At 36.4% G+C, this 18,342-nt stretch carries 18 protein-coding genes and 1 tRNA gene; 11 read left to right on the forward strand and 8 right to left on the reverse strand.

Annotated features, from left to right (window positions below; translation table 11 throughout):
- Positions 1-33: 33 nt before the first annotated feature.
- Positions 34-110, reverse strand: a tRNA-Met gene (locus ABN080_RS16830).
- Between the two features lie 358 nt (positions 111-468).
- Here ABN080_RS16830 and mltA point away from each other — a divergent pair.
- Together mltA and tcdA are read left to right on the forward strand one after the other, a co-directional pair.
- Positions 469-1,563: a murein transglycosylase A gene (gene mltA, locus ABN080_RS16835; protein WP_196554703.1), complete on the forward strand. Its 1,095-nt coding sequence runs from the start codon at positions 469-471 to the stop codon at positions 1,561-1,563.
- Between the two features lie 108 nt (positions 1,564-1,671).
- Complete coding sequence (tcdA, locus tag ABN080_RS16840) at positions 1,672-2,529, forward strand: tRNA cyclic N6-threonylcarbamoyladenosine(37) synthase TcdA (protein ID WP_349441593.1); 858 nt, start codon at positions 1,672-1,674, stop codon at positions 2,527-2,529.
- Positions 2,530-2,645: 116 nt separating this feature from the next.
- Here tcdA and csdE read toward each other — a convergent pair whose 3' ends face one another.
- Together csdE and csdA are read right to left on the reverse strand one after the other, a co-directional pair.
- Positions 2,646-3,086 (reverse strand): cysteine desulfurase sulfur acceptor subunit CsdE, encoded by a 441-nt coding sequence (csdE, locus tag ABN080_RS16845; protein WP_072070029.1) that lies wholly within the window; start codon positions 3,084-3,086, stop codon positions 2,646-2,648.
- 5 nt (positions 3,087-3,091) lie between these two features.
- Complete coding sequence (csdA, locus tag ABN080_RS16850) at positions 3,092-4,303, reverse strand: cysteine desulfurase CsdA (RefSeq protein ID WP_349441576.1); 1,212 nt, start codon at positions 4,301-4,303, stop codon at positions 3,092-3,094.
- A 661-nt stretch (positions 4,304-4,964) separates the two neighbouring features.
- On the opposite strand from csdA, the gene ABN080_RS16855 reads away from it, so the two are divergent.
- The 3 genes from ABN080_RS16855 to rlmM are packed head-to-tail and all read left to right on the forward strand — an operon-like array spanning position 4,965 to position 7,416.
- On the forward strand, positions 4,965-5,885 hold the full coding sequence (locus tag ABN080_RS16855; RefSeq protein ID WP_072070027.1) for a transcriptional regulator GcvA: 921 nt from the start codon (positions 4,965-4,967) through the stop codon (positions 5,883-5,885).
- A 45-nt stretch (positions 5,886-5,930) separates the two neighbouring features.
- Positions 5,931-6,326, forward strand: coding sequence for a DUF423 domain-containing protein (locus ABN080_RS16860; protein WP_087803510.1), 396 nt, complete (start codon positions 5,931-5,933; stop codon positions 6,324-6,326).
- A complete protein-coding gene (gene rlmM / locus ABN080_RS16865) occupies positions 6,319-7,416 on the forward strand; it encodes a 23S rRNA (cytidine(2498)-2'-O)-methyltransferase RlmM (protein WP_349441577.1) in 1,098 nt (365 codons plus the stop codon). The genes ABN080_RS16860 and rlmM overlap by 8 nt, the downstream gene beginning before the upstream one ends.
- A 131-nt stretch (positions 7,417-7,547) precedes the next feature.
- Here rlmM and xni read toward each other — a convergent pair whose 3' ends face one another.
- From xni to queF, 3 genes are all read right to left on the reverse strand, one after another.
- Positions 7,548-8,300 (reverse strand): flap endonuclease Xni, encoded by a 753-nt coding sequence (xni, locus tag ABN080_RS16870; protein ID WP_349441578.1) that lies wholly within the window; start codon positions 8,298-8,300, stop codon positions 7,548-7,550.
- 6 nt (positions 8,301-8,306) lie between these two features.
- The gene (gene ppnN / locus ABN080_RS16875) at positions 8,307-9,674 is read right to left on the reverse strand and encodes a nucleotide 5'-monophosphate nucleosidase PpnN (RefSeq protein ID WP_036913815.1); all 1,368 of its coding nucleotides are present in this window, start codon (positions 9,672-9,674) and stop codon (positions 8,307-8,309) included.
- A gap of 91 nt (positions 9,675-9,765) precedes the next feature.
- Positions 9,766-10,611 (reverse strand): NADPH-dependent 7-cyano-7-deazaguanine reductase QueF, encoded by an 846-nt coding sequence (gene queF / locus ABN080_RS16880; protein WP_349441579.1) that lies wholly within the window; start codon positions 10,609-10,611, stop codon positions 9,766-9,768.
- Positions 10,612-10,767: 156 nt separating this feature from the next.
- Between queF and syd the strand changes: the two genes are divergently transcribed.
- The 6 genes from syd (at position 10,768) to ABN080_RS16910 (ending at position 16,879) form a co-directional block, all read left to right on the forward strand.
- Positions 10,768-11,319, forward strand: coding sequence for a SecY-interacting protein (gene syd, locus ABN080_RS16885; protein WP_072070021.1), 552 nt, complete (start codon positions 10,768-10,770; stop codon positions 11,317-11,319).
- A 466-nt stretch (positions 11,320-11,785) separates the two neighbouring features.
- Positions 11,786-12,109 (forward strand): YqcC family protein, encoded by a 324-nt coding sequence (locus ABN080_RS16890; RefSeq protein ID WP_072070020.1) that lies wholly within the window; start codon positions 11,786-11,788, stop codon positions 12,107-12,109.
- Positions 12,110-12,117: 8 nt separating this feature from the next.
- Positions 12,118-12,882 carry a tRNA pseudouridine(65) synthase TruC gene (gene truC, locus ABN080_RS16895; RefSeq protein ID WP_349441580.1) on the forward strand — a complete coding sequence of 255 codons (765 nt, stop codon included), beginning with the start codon at positions 12,118-12,120 and terminating at the stop codon, positions 12,880-12,882.
- Positions 12,883-13,184: 302 nt separating this feature from the next.
- Complete coding sequence (gene ptsG, locus ABN080_RS16900) at positions 13,185-14,636, forward strand: PTS glucose transporter subunit IIBC (RefSeq protein ID WP_349441581.1); 1,452 nt, start codon at positions 13,185-13,187, stop codon at positions 14,634-14,636.
- 121 nt (positions 14,637-14,757) lie between these two features.
- On the forward strand, positions 14,758-16,221 hold the full coding sequence (locus tag ABN080_RS16905) for a hypothetical protein (RefSeq protein ID WP_349441582.1): 1,464 nt from the start codon (positions 14,758-14,760) through the stop codon (positions 16,219-16,221).
- A gap of 214 nt (positions 16,222-16,435) precedes the next feature.
- Positions 16,436-16,879 carry a flavodoxin gene (locus tag ABN080_RS16910; protein ID WP_340893695.1) on the forward strand — a complete coding sequence of 148 codons (444 nt, stop codon included), beginning with the start codon at positions 16,436-16,438 and terminating at the stop codon, positions 16,877-16,879.
- A 163-nt stretch (positions 16,880-17,042) separates the two neighbouring features.
- Here ABN080_RS16910 and ABN080_RS16915 read toward each other — a convergent pair whose 3' ends face one another.
- Together ABN080_RS16915 and dapD are read right to left on the reverse strand one after the other, a co-directional pair.
- On the reverse strand, positions 17,043-17,429 hold the full coding sequence (locus ABN080_RS16915; RefSeq protein WP_006535910.1) for a DUF3461 family protein: 387 nt from the start codon (positions 17,427-17,429) through the stop codon (positions 17,043-17,045).
- 70 nt (positions 17,430-17,499) lie between these two features.
- A complete protein-coding gene (gene dapD / locus ABN080_RS16920) occupies positions 17,500-18,324 on the reverse strand; it encodes a 2,3,4,5-tetrahydropyridine-2,6-dicarboxylate N-succinyltransferase (RefSeq protein WP_072070013.1) in 825 nt (274 codons plus the stop codon).
- Positions 18,325-18,342 lie beyond the last annotated feature (18 nt).

An 18,342-nucleotide genomic window follows, 5' to 3' on the forward strand; every position in this document is an offset into this window, starting at 1 on the left:
GCGACTGATACTATAACTTACTGCTTTGTGAATTGGTTGCGGGGGCCAGATTTGAACTGACGACCTTCGGGTTATGAGCCCGACGAGCTACCAAGCTGCTCCACCCCGCGTCTCCACAGAGGGGCACTATACTCAGGATCTGCTGAGTTGCAAGTTTTTTATGAAATTTTTATCGTTTTCTTTTAAAAACGGTCAGAAATAATACATGAGGATGCAATTTTAGGCAGTTATACTCGTTATGCTTAAGGTTGTAGAAGCTAATTATGCTCAGTGGAGTCCCATCGTTTATCTATGTTTCCCTATCTATTTTCACTTGTTGTGACTTAATGTTTAAAAGTTATATTGATTAGGGGATAATAGAAAAACCTTAACTATCGGTATATCCATATTCATATCTTTATTGATTTGGCTTTGGTATCTTTCTAATTCAAAATCAACACTCAAATTTAGTCATTAAGCGGGCAAAAAATGGTTACTTGGCGAAAATCGTTAATTTTAGGCATGTTAGCGCTTGCCTTGACAGGATGTCATCGTCCAACAGAGCAAGGTCAGCAATATAAAGATGGAAAGCTTAAACAGGACTTGATCGAAGTCAGCTCGCCAAATACACAAGGTACACCGATTAATGGCCCAGATTATCTGCAACAAGTTAATCAGATCAATCAAACATCATCTCGTTTGTATAATAGTAACAAAGAGACTTATCAAGCAGTTGAAAACTGGCTACGTTCAGGGGCTGATACTCGCCAATTACGTCAATTTAATCTTTCTGCATTTCAAATGGAAGGTGTTGATAACTATGGTAACGTTCAATTTACTGGTTATTATACGCCAGTTCTTGAAGCTCGTTTAACACGACAAGGTGAATTCCAATATCCTCTTTATAAAATGCCTGCCAATAGTCGCTCGAAACTCCCTTCACGTGCGGCTATCTATAATGGTGCATTAAGCCAATCTTTAATTGCGGCTTACAGCAATTCCATTATGGATAATTTTATGATGGAAGTTCAGGGAAGTGGTTACGTTGATTTTGGTGATGGAAAACCGCTTACATTTTTCGGTTATGCAGGGAAAAATGGGCATGCTTATCGAAGTATAGGTAAAGTGCTAATCGATAATGGTGAAGTAGAAAGAAAAGATATGTCGATGCTCGCTATTAGAGAATGGGCTGATAAACATAACGATACTGAAGTGAGAAAATTATTAGAAGAAAATCCTTCATTTGTTTTTTTTAAACCAGAGCCCTTTACACCAGTAAGAGGTGCTAGTGCTATTCCATTAATTGCACTAGCATCAGTGGCTTCTGATAGAAGTATTATTCCCGCGGGAACCGTACTACTGGCTGAAATTCCTGTGCTTGATAATTCAGGTAAGTTTACAGGTGAATATCAAATGCGTTTAATGGTGGCATTAGATGTAGGTGGCGCAATTAAAGGGCATCATTTCGATATTTATCATGGGATTGGTAAAGATGCGGGTCATATGGCAGGTTTTTATAATCATTATGGGCGTGTTTGGGTATTAAAAAAATCACAGCTTAACTTGCTAAATCCTTCGTCGTAAACGATTTACTATTTATCAGGTTATTATTAACGGCAAAATCAAGTAAACGACATGGCTATTGATATCAATAACCATAATTATTTCTGTTATTTAGGTTGTTATCGCATCATGCAAAATTCATTATCAGATTCATATTTACAACGCTTTTCTGGAATAGGACGACTTTATGGGCAAAAAGCGTTGTCTTATTTTGCTCAGGCTCATATTTGTGTCGTGGGTATAGGTGGGGTAGGTAGTTGGGCTGCAGAAGCACTGGCACGCAGTGGCATTGGTGCGATCACCTTAATTGATATGGATGATGTTTGCGTAACTAATACGAATAGGCAAATACATGCATTAAAAGAAAATGTGGGGCAGCCTAAATGTGACGCCATGAAACAGCGTATTTTGGAAATCAACCCAGAATGTAATGTCACTAGTATTGATGATTTTGTCACGGTTGATAATGTCGCTGAGATGATGAATAACAATTTTGATTATGTGATTGATGCGATTGATAGTGTTAGACCAAAAGCAGCATTATTAGCCTATTGTCGCCGTTATAAAATTCCTGTGATCACAACTGGAGGGGCTGGTGGGCAAATTGATCCAACTCAAATACAAGTGGTTGATTTAGCAAAAACAATTCAAGATCCTTTAGCAGCAAAATTAAGAGAACGTTTAAAATCTGATTTTAATGTTGTGAAAAATAGCAAAGGTAAGCTAGGTATAGACTGTGTTTTTTCTACTGAACAACTGGTTTACCCACAGAGTGATGGTACAGTTTGTGCAGCGAAAAGCACTGCTGATGGTGTAAAGCGAATGGATTGTTCTGCGGGATTTGGCGCAGTAACGATGGTAACAGCTTCTTTTGGCTTTATTGCGGTGTCTCATGCATTGAAGAAGATGCTAGCGAAAGCACAGCGTGCTCGTGATACTCGTCATACTTCAAACCACAGCGTTGTTGACAGTGTTCATTCGCACTAGTCACATACTTATGTATGCTCCTAGCGGCTTATTCACTTGTCGCCTAGCTGTGACTTGAATTATTTAGAGTATATATTTGTAGCATTATATATTGAGATTTTGAGCTTAAGTTGAGGCTAAGATTGAGAAGTGAGTGATTTTAATCGTGCGATAATCGCATTCACTCCGTCAGTGCGAGATTGGCTAATTTGATTAGCCAATCCTAATTGATCAAAAATCGCTAATATATCGATATCAGCTATTTCCTGTGCCGTTTTATTTTCAACTACCGTTAAGATAATAGTGAGTAAGCCTTTTACGATCCGTCCATCACTATCACCATAGACGTGATATTTACCATCATTGTTTAATTCAACTCCTAACCAGACTCGATTTTCACAACCCTTGATCTCTTTTTCTGTTGTTTTTAATGCATCAGGTAATGTTGGCAATTTTCGTGAGAGTTGAATTAATTGACGATATTTATCTTCCCATGCTTTTGATTTTTGAAAATCATTAAGCAAAACGTCTAGGGTAATTTCATTGCCAAAAGGGTGTTGTGTTGTGATATTAGTCATTATGATTATTCGTCTTTTAAAAGTGTTAGCGCAAAATTAACTGCATCAATTAAAGCATCAATATCTGCACGCTGATTATAAGGCATAAAAGAGATACGTAGGCAGCCTGAAATATTCAATGAATCAATAAGAGGCTGTGCACAATGTTGCCCTGAACGTAATGCTATGCCTTTCTCTGTGATTAATGTTGCTAAATCACTATGGTGGATGCCTGCAAAATTAAAAGAGATGACGGATGAGTTTGGTGCGCGATAGCTGATAAATCCATCTAACTCACGCAGGCGTCTTTCAGCTTCATCAGCAAGCTCTAATGTATATTGATTAGCCTGATACATATCTTGTGTTTCTAACCATGCTAATGTCGCTGAGAAAGCGATAACACCAGCGACATTAGGTGTTCCCGCTTCAAAACAGTGAGGAATAGTTGCAGGTGTAAAACTGTTAAAGGTTGCATTAGTTAGCATTTTCCCACCACCATGCCAAGGTGCCATCTCGTCTAAAAGCTCACGTTTACCATAACAAACACCTAATCCATTAGGACCATAAAGCTTGTGTGCGGAGAAAACATAAAAATCAATATCAAGTGCGCTCACATCCGTTGAGTGGTGTGCAATACCTTGCGCACCATCAACAACCAATAAGCAATTATGATATTGGCGTACACATTGAGACACTTTATCTAATGCGATTTGAGCACCAGTTACATTCGACATTTGGCTGATTGCCACAACACGAGTCCGCTCACTGAGCAAGCGATTAAGGTTCTCAATTGAAGGCAGAAAATCACCTTCAATAGCCCAAGGGATCACCTGTGCACCTGTCTGTTGTGCCAGCATTAACCAAGGAATAAGGTTGGCATGATGTTCTTGCTCACTCACTATTATTTCATCACCGGCTTGTAAGCGTGGGCGAAAATAACCTTGAGCAACAAGGTTAATCGATTCTGTCGTGCCCTTTGTCCAAATAATGGTGTCACTATCAGCACTATTGATTAATTCAGCAACTTGTTGACGAGTCATTTCAAACTGTTGTGTGGTTTCTTTCGCCTGTTGATATTGGCTACGATGCACCGTCGCAAGGTTATGGCGATAAAATGTATCAGAGGCTTCTATCATTGCAAGAGGCTTCAATGCAGTCGCTGCACTATCAAGATAAATCGTTTTTTCTTCAAGTGCAGGAAATTGTTGTCGAAATAAATCAGATGAAAATGCGTTCATAATTAGGCTGTATTAGTAGACGAATAATGTTTGATGATAATCGTTAAAAATAGGGCGTATTGATTATACGGTTAATTATATTTATTTATAACGGAAAACTAAAAATATCCGTTTGTTGTAGGCTATTAACGCTATAGTAACACGATAAATCGGATGAAAGTTCACTCAATAAAAATCACTCACATTAGATTGATATCCTGTTTTTGCTGATTAAAAATTATTTGAAAAAAGATCAGATGTATTTTTTCAGCATAATGACAATAAATTTAGCGTAAGAAATGGATGAAAACATCAAAACTGAATAGGTGAGTGGAGAAAAAAGAGAGAAAAATAGGGGATAAAAAAAGCACCGCCTTGGCGGTGCACTATAAAATCACTATGGACAGACAGGGTAAATGTACAGGAAGTGAAAAAAAACAGTAGCATAAGCTACTAAGTCTGGAATTTCCAGACAACTTGCAAACACAACATCACAACCACAAAGCCAAAAGTTTTGCAGTATTGCTACTACACAACTTTTCGTTCCGGCTTAGGAAGTGCGCCTACTATAGGTATTTACTGGCTAATCATCAAGGGACAATTTATAATGCTTCGCATAAAAAAAACTAATGATGAAAGTTAGGATCTACTAATAGCCAAAATAGGGGTTTGAGAACCGATTATGTCTAAACGTTTACCGCCATTAAATGCACTTAGGGTTTTTGATTCAGCGGCACGTCATTTAAGTTTTACTAAAGCCGCTGAAGAATTATTTGTGACACAAGCAGCAGTCAGCCATCAAATAAAAACATTAGAAGAATTCCTTGGACTAAAATTATTTAGAAGGCGCAATCGCTCTCTTTTGTTAACAGAAGAAGGGCAGAGTTATTACCTCGATATCAAGGAGATTTTTTCATCAATTAACGAGGCAACTCGCAAATTATTAGCAAGAAGCGCGAAAGGTGCACTAACAGTTAGCTTATCTCCAAGTTTTGCTATTCAATGGTTAGTTCCAAGATTATCAGGATTTAATCAGGCTTATCCGGGAATAGATGTAAGAATTCAGGCGGTTGATAGAGAAGAAGATAAGCTTGCTGATGATGTTGATGTGGCTATTTTTTATGGTCGAGGTAATTGGACGGGGCTACGTACAGATCGCCTCTATGCGGAATATTTGATCCCTGTTTGTGCACCATCTTTACTTACAGGTGAAAAACCACTAAAAACCTCATCCGATCTGATTTATCATACACTGCTACATGATACATCTCGCCGAGACTGGCAAGCTTATGTTCGCCAGTTAGAGATACAAAATCAGATAAATGTGCAACAAGGACCTATTTTTAGCCATAGCTCAATGGTGATACAGGCTGCTGTACACGGACAAGGCGTTGCATTAGTGAATAATGTTATGGCACGTAGTGAAATAGAATCAGGTCGATTAGTTAGACCTTTCCCAGATGTCCTTGTCAGTAAAAATGCATTTTATTTAGTTTGCCAAGATAGTCAGGCTGAATTGGGTAAAATTGCGGCTTTTCGCCAATGGATTTTATCACAAGCAGCGAACGAACAAGAAAAGCTGGGTTTACTGACATCATCTTAATATTATGATTGGCAAAATATCTCCTAAATTAGGAAGGAATAAACAGTGAATAGTCGTACATTGCTTATGTTTTCCGCGATTAGTGGCTTTTTTTATGTCGCTTTTGGTGCATTTGCAACACATAAGCTAGCACCTCATTTATCGCCACAACATTGGGAATACATCCAGTTAGCGATGCGCTACCAGATTGTACATACCTTGATACTTGTCGGGATCGCAACAATATTAATGCGAAAAACTATTTTATGGTTTTATTGGGCTGGTATTTTCTTTAGTGTTGGTATTCTACTTTTCAGTGGTAGCCTTTATTGTATGGCGCTAACACAAGTTAGATTGTTATCTTATTTTACGCCAATTGGTGGTTTTAGCTTTCTTATTGGTTGGACTTTAATTTTTATTGGCGCTTTGCGTCTAAGGGCACCGGCGTCTCGCCATGAATAAAGTTGCATTATATTGTCGCCAAGGTTTTGAAAAAGAGTGCGCGGCTGAGATTACGGATAAAGCAGGCCAAATCGGCGTTTATGGCTTTCCTCGTGTTAAAGAAGGAAGTGGCTACGTGATTTTTGAATGCTACCAAGAAGGTGAAGCAGACAAGATCGCGCGTGAAGTAAATTTCCGTGAATTAATTTTTGCTCGCCAGATGTTTGTGACAAGTGAATTACTTAAAGATTTACCGCCAGAAGATAGAATTACACCTATTGTCGGAATGTTAAAAGGTGCTGTTGAAAAAGCGGGTGAACTTCGAGTTGAAGTTGCTGATACAAACGAAAGTAAAGAGTTATTAAAATTTTGCCGTAAATTTACGGTGCCATTACGTAATCATTTACGTAATGAAAAAATTTTACTGAAAGTAGAGAATTTTAGCCGTCCTATTATCCATGTATTTTTCATTGCGCCTGGATGTTGTTATGTTGGCTATTCTTATAGCTTCAATAATTCCGCATTCTATATGGGTATTCCTCGATTAAAATTCCCTTCAGATGCACCAAGTCGTTCTACGCTGAAACTTGAAGAAGCATTTCATATTTTCATTCCTTATGACGAGTGGGAAGAGCGTTTAGCAAGCGGAATGAAAGCTGTTGACTTAGGTGCCTGTCCCGGTGGTTGGACTTATCAATTAGTGAAACGCAGTATGATGGTACATGCAGTCGATAATGGTCCAATGGCACAATCTTTAATGGATACAGGACAAGTTCGTCATCACCAAGTTGATGGTTTTAAATTCGAACCTACCTCTAAAAATATCACATGGCTTGTCTGCGATATGGTTGAAAAACCTGCCAAAGTGGCTGCGTTAATGACAACATGGATAGCTAATGAATGGTGTCGTGAGGCTATTTTTAACCTAAAACTACCAATGAAAAAGCGTTATGAGGAAGTTTCTCATATTCTTGAAAAAATAAAGACGGAGTTAGCTGAAAAAGGGATTAACGTTAAAATCCAAGCAAAACATCTTTATCATGATAGAGAAGAAATAACTGTTCATATTCAAAATATTTGGGCTGCATATCGCCCAGATCGTGAATTTTAAATATGATAAGGATCCATCAATATATTATTGATGACAATAAAAAAGCTAAGCTTCTATTTATAGGCTTAGCTTTTTTACTTTATATCATTATATTAAAATTATCAGCTGACTGAGTCTTAATTGCTTAGAGTTTAACTATTTAAACGTAATTGTTGTAGATTACCGTTTAATTGAATATCAGTGTGTAATGTTGTGATTTTCCGACTAATAAATGCAGACTCTTTGTGAGTAATAAGCTTGTTCTGCCATTTTGTAGGGATGTCATCAATATGCTGATAAAGTGACTCTAAATTAGGATGAATTTGCAAAAGCTCTGTAGCGCTTTTAGGGCCAATGCCGGGAACTCCAGCAACTTTGCTGCTACTGACTCCTGTTAATCCCCAATAATCAGTAAGCTGAGATGGCTCGACACCAAATTCTGCTTTGATAAATTCTAAATCTAACCAGCGCCGCTGAAAATAATCTCGAATACGAATAGAAGGTGAAAGTAACTGGCAATACCCTTTATCGGTTGAAATAATAGTGACACGAAAACCAGCATTTGCTACTTTCGTTGCTAATGTTGCGGCAACGTCATCAGCTTCATCTCCACCAGAATGCCAGCTTTGTATTCCTAAATTGAGTAACATTGCTTTAATTTCTGGCAATTGTTGTCGCAACTCATCAGGCATTGGTGTCCGCCCAGCTTTATAATCAGGGAGGAGTTGATGTCGCCAACTACCATCTCTGTCATCTTCATCAAAGACTGCTACGGCATGAGTAGGTTGTGTGTGACCAAGCAGTTGGTTGACACTCTGTTCACACACAGTTAGACAAGAAGAACCTGACGCCGCATGAATGCGGCGGATCAGATTTAAAGCATCAATAATCAGCAAATGTATCATAATAAATTAGCTGATAATCTCGTAACATGGTTGGTAAGCTGTACCACCCGGAAGTTTCATACGATGTTGCTCAACAAAGCCTGCTAATAAAATATCCATGCGACGCATGATTTCACGATCACCATGGATTTTATAAGGGCCGTAAGCTTCAATTGCTTTCATACCCACTTCTTTTACGTTACCCGCCACAATACCAGAGAATGCGCGACGTAAGTCAGCTGCTAATTTTTCAGGTGATTGGTCGGTACTTAGGTTAAGTGATGCCATATTTTCATGTGTTGGTTCAAAAGGAAGCTGTAAATCAGCATTGATCTTCATTGACCAGTTAAAGCTATAAGCATCCCCTGTACTACGACGATTATCTTTTACCAAAGGCATATATTTTTTCATAATGCGAGCCACTTCTGGTGCATCATCAATAATGATTTGGTAATGGCGTCGAGCCTCGTCACCTAATGTATTTGCGATAAAATCGTCGAGTACATTAAAGTAATCGGCACTCTCTTTTGGGCCAGTTAAAATCAGTGGCAATACTTGATCTTGGTTTTCTGGAGACATAAGAATACCAAGTAGATACAGTAATTCTTCGGCTGTTCCCACACCACCAGGAAAAATAATAATACCATGTCCAATACGAACAAAAGACTCCAGGCGTTTTTCAATATCTGGCATGATAATGAGTTCGTTAACTAATGGATTTGGTGGCTCAGCCGCAATGATAGAAGGTTCTGTCATACCAATGAAACGGCTATTTTTATAACGTTGTTGAGCATGGCCGACCGCGGCACCTTTCATTGGTGCTTCCATCGCTCCTGGGCCACAACCTGTACAAATATTAAGTTCTCGCAGCCCTAATTCATTACCCACTTTTCGGCCATAAAGGTACTCAGTTTCATTGATAGAGTGACCACCCCAGCATACAATCATATTAGGATCTTCATCAATATGAAGAGCCCTAGCATTACGCAAAATAGAGAAAATAGTGTTAGTGATGTGAGTGCTATTTTCTAAATTAAGGTGCAGATCACGTTTGGCTGTTGTGATTTGTCCATGAACAAACAAAATGTCACGAAGTACAGCAAATAAGTTAGCTTGCAGTGAACGAATAATTTTTCCATCAACAAAGGCGTCTTCAGGAGGATTGACTAACTCTAATTTCACGCCACGTTCACGGCGCAGTACGTTAATATCAAAATCTTGGTATTTAGATAACAGCTCTTTACTACTATCAGTAAGGCTACCAGAGTTGAGGACAGCAAGAGAACAATTACGAAACAGTTGGTAAAGATCACTGCTTGCGGTTCTCTTTAGCATATCAACTTCTAGCTGTGAAAGCAGATCCATGGAACCTAATGGGCTGACATGAGTTATCACGTAGGACTCCTTTTTCTCCTGAAATAACAAACTGAAGTGCAACTGATCTTGGTATAACACAGATCATATTAACATACAGGCATTATTCCTGTTATTGTCTGGCTAATCGACTGATTTTTGGAACAAACTCACAATTACTACGCCAAGGATTGATATCTAATCCACCACGTCGTGTATATCTTGCGTATACAGTTAATGTTTCTGGTGCACAAAATTGCATGATGTCGTGAAAAATTCGCTCAACACATTGTTCATGAAATTCATTATGTTGTCTAAATGAGACTAAATAGCGCAGCAATTTTTCACGATCAATTTTTTTGCCTTTATATTGGATAGCGACCGATCCCCAATCTGGTTGATTGGTAATAAGGCAGTTTGATTTTAACAGATGACTGACTAGAGTTTCCTCAATCAATGTATCGGTTGTCGATCCGTTTAACCATTGTGCATCAAACTGATAATTATCGATTTCAATGTCTTGTTCATCAATACACTCTCCAGCAAAATCAACAATAGGTTGTGATGTAAAATGCGAAAGTGGGTAAATAGCCAGACTCACTTTGCCTTTAGCACAAGAGGTTAAATCTTTAAGTAAGGTTTTTTCAACGATATCCCAGCTTTCAAAGCGAGTTTGGTTAAAACTGTTGAGATATAGCTTAAAGCTTTTAGACTCAATGAGGTTTTCAGTCTTTGCATCTAATTCAACATGACCAATTGCAACTTGTGGCAACCCTTTGCTATTAAGCCAAGAGAGTTCATACATAGTCCAAATATCACCACCATGAAATGGCAAATTTTCAGCAGTTAAAGAAAGTGAGTCTCGGTTTAGGCTACGAGGAACGCCTTGTAATAATTCGGCATTATAGTGATCATGATATTGAGTCTTTTTGCCTAAAGATAATGTTTCAAGAGATTTATCACCTTGATATAAAGACATAATTTACATCCTAACTTTAACTGAAAATAAAAGAAGACTAATTATACTATTGAAACATCAATAGTATACGAATGCTTTATTTTTGATGCTCTGAATTAACAACATAATCAGGTAACATAAAGGCTAATTTTTATTTAACAGATAAAGCTGATAACCATGATTGAAAACATTTCCTCTGAATTAAAAGCCTTCACCCAAAAATATGTTGAGTTATGGCAAGAAAAATCAGGTTTACCTCCTGCGAGTGCAGATCTCTACGGTGTTCCTTCTGTTTGTATATCAAGAACCGGTGATGAAGTCGTTTATTGGCTACCTCAGCCTTTTGTGGGAACGGATAAACTAGAAAAAGTTGAAAAAGCGATGGGGATCATTATCCGCCCTGAATTGCATAATTATTTTACCACTCAGTATGCGGGAGATATGCAAGTTCGCTTTAGAGATACACACTTGAGCTTAATCCAAGTTTGGAGCGAAGAAGATTTTATCCGCCTACAAGAAAATATTATTGGGCATTTGGTAACACAAAAGCGACTGAAATTAACACCAACTTTATTTATTGGCACAACCGATTCAGAAAACGACATAATTTCTGTATGTAATGTTTCTGGTGAAGTCATTCTTGAAACTTTTGGTCAAAAGAAAAGAGAAGTCCTAGCAGAAAATTTATCTGTTTTTTTATCAGAATTAGTCGTGGTATATAGTGAATGATGTAGTCCTAAAACTACTCTCTGTGTGAGATATATCTTACAAAAAAAGAGTCTGTTTTTTTTAGACAATGGGCTCTTGTATAAGAGTAGATTTGATTTATTTAAGTAGAGCAATAACTTAATAACTTATTGTTTTTATTTATGGTTATTTTTATTTAATTGCTTTTGTTTTGTGGGTTGTTTAACTAATCAATTATTGGCATTCTACGTTCACCAACTAAAGGACTGCTTGGTGGCCGAAATAATGTTAAGTAATCAAGGGCACAGGAAATAGGATATTTCCATTAATGTGGATACAGACTTAATCACAGGGATAGATAAAACGGTCTTGCTTGGATGCATGTGTTGTACAGACAGTTATTTTTCTTGTCTAAAAGGAGTTTCGGCTCCTTTTATTTTTTTATTTGTTTTCTGCTATTCCATCCCAATGTTATCCTTATTCGTAAGTTTTATATAAGGAACACATGATGACACCAGAACAACGCATTTTAGCGAAATTGCTCTTAATCGAAGAAGAGATGAAGAACATTGAGCTATGGCAATTAGGATCACCTGCTGAGCAAGCATTTGAAAGTATTGAACCTTTTTGTATTGATACAATGAGTGCTCACGAATGGTTACAGTGGGTATTGATTCCGCGATTGTCATCAATGATTGAAAATGAGATGCCATTACCTAATTCATTTGCAATAGCACCGTATTACGAAGAAGCATTTAAAGATGATGAAAGTCGCGACTTTACGGATTTACTTAATCATTTGCGTGAACTCGACGCAATGTTTAAATCATAAGGCCGACAATGTTAGATATTATTTATCAAGATGAATATCTTGTTGCGGTGAATAAACCTGCTGGTTGGCTTGTTCACCGCAGTTGGCTCGATAGACATGAAACTGTGTTTGTGATGCAAACATTGAGAGATCAAATAGGGCAACACGTTTTTCCTGTACACCGCTTAGATAGACCTACATCTGGTGTTCTATTAATGGCGCTTTCTTCTGATGTTGCTAGGGCTCTTTCTCAATCTTTTGAACAACATAAAACAGAAAAAATTTATCATGCTGTTGTCAGAGGGTATGTTGAAGAAGCGTTAGTCATTGATAGCCCTTTAGTGGAGGAGTTAGATAAAATTGCAGACAAATTTGCAACTCAGCCACCACAAATTCAAGAATGTGTAACACATTGCCAGCCATTAGCAACCGTTGAAAAAGAGGTTGCGATTGGGCGCTATCCTACGTCTCGATTTAGTTTATTAGAATTGTGTCCTGAAACAGGCCGTAAGCATCAATTACGTCGCCATATGTCTCACATTCGCCACCCAATTATCGGCGATACGGCTCATGGTGATTTACGTCAAAACCGTGGTGTTGTAAATCATTTTCAATCTCATCGCTTGATGTTACATGCAAGCCATCTAAACTTAATTCATCCAATCACATTGCAACCGCTAAATTTAACGGCGAAATGGGATCTCCCTTGGCAACACCTTATTAATCAATTTGGTTGGCGTGGATTAAGACCTGAATTAGAGCAGTATGGTAAAGATTTAGCTCATCACTTCTAATTCCTTTCTTATCCCCAATATTTATTTCATTACGTTACTATCAAGGCTTTTTCACTTAAGTCTTGATAGTTTGCGCAAACTATCAAGCTCTATTAACTATTTGTAAAATATATAATTCTACAATTAGTTATGATTACATGTATTGAAACGTGACAGCTATCATGTATTCATTAAGCGATTTATTTTATGATGTGAAATAAATAAGGCTTATCATTAGATAAGTTTATGAAATAGAACCCACACTACTTTAAACAAATAAAAAACTTACAACATATAAAACCCACATTCCGGGAGTCTGCTTGATGTTTAAAAACCTATTTGTTGTTTTACAAAAAATCGGAAAGTCCTTGATGTTACCGGTATCTGTACTGCCTATTGCCGGTATTTTATTAGGGGTTGGTTCCGCAGATCTATCATGGATACCTTCTTCTGTTTCTCAAGTTATGGCAGAAGCGGGTGGTTCAGTTTTCTCTAATATGCCACTTATATTTGCCATTGGTGTTGCGTTAGGCTTTACCAATAATGACGGAGTATCAGCGCTAGCTTCTGTAGTGGCTTACGGCATTATGTCTAAAACCATGATAGTGGTTGCTCCTTGGGTTTTAGGGCTTACTCCAGCTGAAATTGAGGCTCAGCATCTTACTGATACTGGTGTGTTAGGGGGCATTATTGCTGGTATTATTGCCGCCTCCATGTTTAACCGCTTTTATCGCATCAAATTACCTGAGTATTTAGGATTCTTTGCAGGTAAGCGCTTTGTTCCTATTATTTCAGGATTAATTGCTATTTTTGTTGGGATTATCTTAGCTTTTATTTGGCCTCCTATCGGTACAGCTATCCAACGTTTCTCTGAATGGGCAGCCTATCAAAATCCTGCTGTTGCTTTTGGTATTTACGGTATTGTAGAACGTGGATTAGTGCCATTTGGTTTACACCACATCTGGAATGTACCGTTCCAAATGCAAGTGGGTGAATATGTAAATAGTGCAGGACAAGTATTCCACGGTGATATTCCTCGTTATATGGCCGGTGACCCAACTGCTGGTATGTTGTCAGGTGGCTTCTTATTTAAGATGTTTGGTTTACCTGCTGCTGCTATTGCGATTTGGCATTCAGCACGCCCTGAGAATCGTGTAAAAGTTGGTGGTATCATGATTTCTGCGGCATTAACTGCCTTCTTGACAGGGATCACTGAGCCTATTGAATTCTCATTTATGTTCGTTGCTCCAATCCTTTATGTTATTCATGCTATTTTGGCTGGTTTAGCGTTTGTCATTTGTATCTTGTTAGGTATGCGTGATGGAACTAGTTTCTCTCATGGCTTGATCGACTTTATTGTATTAAGTGGTAATAGTAGCAAGCTGTATCTGTTCCCAATTATTGGCATACTTTATGCCATAACTTATTACTCTATTTTCCGTTTCTTAATCGTGAAACTAAACCTGAAAACACCAGGTCGAGAAGTTGAAGATAAAAACGCAAAACAAGCGGATAAAAGCGCGATGGGACAATCTTTAGTTACTGCTTTTGGTGGTAAAGATAATATAAGTAGTTTAGATGCATGTATCACACGCTTACGCATTGGTGTAAAAGAGATCGATAAGGTTGATCGTGATGAATTGAAAAGATTGGGTGCTGCAGGTGTAGTCGTTGTCGGCTCTGGTATTCAAGCAATTTTTGGTCCTAAGTCAGATAATTTAAAAACTGAAATGGATGAATATATCCGGTCTTTGGACACGACAGAAAAAGAATAAATTGCTTTTGATTGAATTATAAAAACACTCTTATGTGTAGACAGGGAGTGTTTTTTTATTGAAATAATATAGATGTTGGTTATGCCATTCTGTTAAGCATTAAATAGAGTGGAGAATTATCATGCCAACCGTTATAGATAGTCATAGAAGTTTTATATTATCCATTACAGACATAAAAGATAAAGCAAATAGAAAAAGTATTGAATTCAATAAAAATGATATTTCACTTTTTTTCAAAAAAGGAAATGATGATATTTTTATTTTCAATGATGATAAAAAAATTTTATTAAATAAAATAAAAGAAGAATTAAATAGTTCAATAAATAAATATATTAATCAGGGTGAAAATAAGAAACACATACAAAAACTAGAAAATAGGATTAACTCAGGCGGTATTCATGATTTTTTTAATTGTACAGGTAAAATAGTTAGCGTGAAGAATATTAATGAGATTGGTGATATTGAAAGGATATTTACCGGATTGCTTTCTTATAAAAAAAATGACAGTTTATTCACTAAAGTGGGTAAGCGTATTTATAATACTAGTTCTCTTGAGAAAGTTATTTTTAATGATAAAAATAAAATTATAAATAGTTTTATAAATAATGATGGTAAGTTTTATAAAATAGATAATATTAATGAAAAGTTAGATGATAAGAGTAAGGGGGGGAATAAGTTTTTGAATTTATTTTCGGCTAAAAGTAATAAAGTTGGTTTTTATGGTTTTAATTTATCCATTATGAAAGTAGAAGAAGGGAAAAATGTTGATCATGGTGATAACATTTTGGTTGATAAAGATAATTTACCAATAGATGATTTTTTTTCAACTGAAATAAAAAGAAATAAATATGAAATTAATTTAATTAAAGATGAATTTTCCTTTCAATTCATTAGTAATAAAAAAATAGCTGATATAACTTTTGCAATAAATAAGATTGTTGATTTTTTAGCTCTTAAAGAGCTATCTAAAATAGAAGTTGATATGTTAACTAGAAGTACAACAGAACTTAAGAATAAAATTGATATTATTTATGAGCTAGATTCCAATGAGAAAATAGAAGATAAAAATAAGTTGGATAAATATCAATCTAGTTTGATCGAAATAAAACGTATAAAAAATGAGAATTGTTGTTGTCGTAACTTAATCTATAATAAAGGAATTTTATTGTTAATGGATGTGGATGAAAAATTGAAAAAGTACCCTGCTAAGATAAATAGTAGTATTTCAAAAGAAAACATTTTATTGCATATTAATGAAATGGCAGTCGCACTTTTTATTAATAATAGCCATAGAGAAGATAATAGTAGTTTTTTTTCAAAAGTATATAAAGCGTTATTTCCTAAATCATATCAGAAAAAATTAGATGTTAATAGTAAAATGCATAGTAATATAATGAATATTCATGAAAGTCTAAATACCATACTAAATAGTGATGATTTCAAAAATGGAGATTTACCCGAATGGGCTAATAGACTAATAACTAAAGTGCTAAAAGATTCAAAACCTAAAAATGATATATTTTGGTTTTTTTCAAAAGAAAGAAAGGAATGGAATAAACTTTATAATATGCTTTTTATTAAATAAGTATATGCATGATTTATGTGATGTTTTTATTATTATCTTTGATAACTTCAAAGAGTAGAACAATAAAGTAAAAGAGGTGTTTCATTTATTCTATTGAACTCGAATAGGATATGAAGTCATTAAAGACACAGAAGCTTGAGATAAAGTTTAATATTCTATATGTTAGGCAAGCTAAGTTTATTAAATTTTAAACTGTAATAAATAGGTAGTTACTATGGCTAAAATCGGTATTTTTGTAGGTACTGTTTATGGTAATGCATTAGCGGTTGCTGAAGAGGCTCAACGTATTTTACTTGAGCATAAACACCAAGCTAATGTTTATGAAGAAGGAACTCTTGCGGATTGGCAAAAATATTCAACTGTGTTAGTGATAACATCGAGCACAGGGCAAGGGGATCTACCTGATACTATCGCACCTTTATTTCATGAACTGCGTGATAATGTAGGATATCAGCCGGATCTACGCTATGGCTTGATTGCTTTAGGTGACAGTAGTTATGACCATTTTTGTGGTGCAGGGATACAGTTTGAAGAACTATTACAAGAGCATCAAGCAACGCGTATTGGTGACATACTGAAAATAGATGGTATGGATGTTGCTGAACCAGAAATATTTGCAATAGATTGGATAGAGAACTGGGTTAGTCAATTGGGTTAAATGAGAAAATAATTTGGTAAATCTCATTGGTCAATACAGAAAATTGAGTAAAGTGTCATATTTTAAATACCGCTTATTTCCATTTTATCAGCAAATAAGCGGTACTTTATGCAAAACTAATGTCTTAAATTGACTAAAATTAATTAGTCTTTGTATCATATTATCAACGACGGGTTAGTTTTTCTAAATCAGCTTCAATTTCAGCAATTTTGTTTGCGACAACATGCTCAAGATGGCGTAAATCGTCCAGAATTTTATGTTTTAAATCGACTTCTACTTGGTCTTGTTGGCAAATTTGATCTAATTCTTCGATCACATAACGTAAGTTAGTATTGATTTCATTTACTTCTTTAAAACCTTGCCCTGATTGACCATCAGAAATCGTTTTACGTTGACGCGGATATTTAAATTTTACGCTTTTTGCAAAGAATTCACCTTTGTCTTTGCGAAAATAGATTTTTAAAATATCGTTGTTAGCTTCTTGGCGTAGGGTATAGCGGTCAATATCTTCAGGATGCGGGATCCCTAAATTTTTTAAATTATCGTACATATATTGGCACCTGATAGAAAAATGGGTGAAAGAATAGCGAACAGAATTAATTCTATCCGCTGTTCTTATATTAGTCGATAGTTCTTAACAATTCATTAATACCAACTTTTCCACGCGTTTTAGCATCCACTTTTTTCACAATAACCGCGCAATAAAGGCTATAGCTGCCATCTTTAGATGGTAAATTGCCTGAAACGACGACAGAGCCGGCGGGTACTCGGCCATAATGTACTTCGCCCGTTTCTCTGTCATAAATCTTGGTACTTTGACCAATATAAACGCCCATTGAAATAACCGCGCCTTCTTCAACAATAACGCCTTCAACAATTTCAGAACGTGCGCCAATAAAACAATTATCTTCAATAATGGTTGGATTTGCTTGTAGTGGCTCTAAGACACCGCCAATTCCTACACCGCCAGAAAGGTGAACATTTTTACCAATTTGGGCACATGAACCTACTGTAGCCCATGTATCAACCATGCTACCTTCATCAACGTAAGCACCAATATTAACGTAAGAAGGCATTAAAACAGTATTGCGAGCGATATAAGCACCTTGTCTAACGGCTGCTGGGGGGACAACACGAAAACCTTCTTTTTCAAAACGTGCTTGGTCATAATTAGCAAATTTCATAGGTACTTTGTCAAAATAGCGACTTTCACTGCCGTCTATCACTTGATTGTGATTAATACGAAAAGAGAGTAGAACCGCTTTTTTTAACCATTGATGAGTCACCCACTGACCGTCAATTTTTTCCGCCACTCGCAGTTTTCCGCTGTCTAACTGTGTAATAACGTTATTAATTGCATCACGAATATGAGGCTCAACGTTGTTTGGAGTGATATCTGCACGATGTTCAAAGGCGTTATCAATAATAGATTGTAATGCTTGCATCAATAGTATTTCCTATAT

This window comes from Proteus sp. fly-1089 (assembly GCF_040138965.1).
GTDB classification, from domain to species: Bacteria; Pseudomonadota; Gammaproteobacteria; order Enterobacterales; family Enterobacteriaceae; genus Proteus; species Proteus vulgaris_B.

Excerpts from the sequence above, each read along its gene's own strand:
- queF (WP_349441579.1), bottom strand. The coding sequence starts at position 10,611 with ATGTCTTTATATCAAGGTGATAAATCTCTTGAAACATTATCTTTAGGC.
- xni (WP_349441578.1), bottom strand. The coding sequence starts at position 8,300 with ATGATACATTTGCTGATTATTGATGCTTTAAATCTGATCCGCCGCATT.
- ABN080_RS16905 (WP_349441582.1), top strand. The coding sequence starts at position 14,758 with ATGCCAACCGTTATAGATAGTCATAGAAGTTTTATATTATCCATTACA.
- ABN080_RS16910 (WP_340893695.1), top strand. The coding sequence starts at position 16,436 with ATGGCTAAAATCGGTATTTTTGTAGGTACTGTTTATGGTAATGCATTA.
- mltA (WP_196554703.1), top strand. The coding sequence starts at position 469 with ATGGTTACTTGGCGAAAATCGTTAATTTTAGGCATGTTAGCGCTTGCC.
- truC (WP_349441580.1), top strand. The coding sequence starts at position 12,118 with ATGTTAGATATTATTTATCAAGATGAATATCTTGTTGCGGTGAATAAA.
- csdE (WP_072070029.1), bottom strand. The coding sequence starts at position 3,086 with ATGACTAATATCACAACACAACACCCTTTTGGCAATGAAATTACCCTA.
- rlmM (WP_349441577.1), top strand. The coding sequence starts at position 6,319 with ATGAATAAAGTTGCATTATATTGTCGCCAAGGTTTTGAAAAAGAGTGC.
- syd (WP_072070021.1), top strand. The coding sequence starts at position 10,768 with ATGATTGAAAACATTTCCTCTGAATTAAAAGCCTTCACCCAAAAATAT.
- ptsG (WP_349441581.1), top strand. The coding sequence starts at position 13,185 with ATGTTTAAAAACCTATTTGTTGTTTTACAAAAAATCGGAAAGTCCTTG.
- ABN080_RS16915 (WP_006535910.1), bottom strand. The coding sequence starts at position 17,429 with ATGTACGATAATTTAAAAAATTTAGGGATCCCGCATCCTGAAGATATT.
- ABN080_RS16855 (WP_072070027.1), top strand. The coding sequence starts at position 4,965 with ATGTCTAAACGTTTACCGCCATTAAATGCACTTAGGGTTTTTGATTCA.
- ABN080_RS16890 (WP_072070020.1), top strand. The coding sequence starts at position 11,786 with ATGACACCAGAACAACGCATTTTAGCGAAATTGCTCTTAATCGAAGAA.
- tcdA (WP_349441593.1), top strand. The coding sequence starts at position 1,672 with ATGCAAAATTCATTATCAGATTCATATTTACAACGCTTTTCTGGAATA.
- dapD (WP_072070013.1), bottom strand. The coding sequence starts at position 18,324 with ATGCAAGCATTACAATCTATTATTGATAACGCCTTTGAACATCGTGCA.
- csdA (WP_349441576.1), bottom strand. The coding sequence starts at position 4,303 with ATGAACGCATTTTCATCTGATTTATTTCGACAACAATTTCCTGCACTT.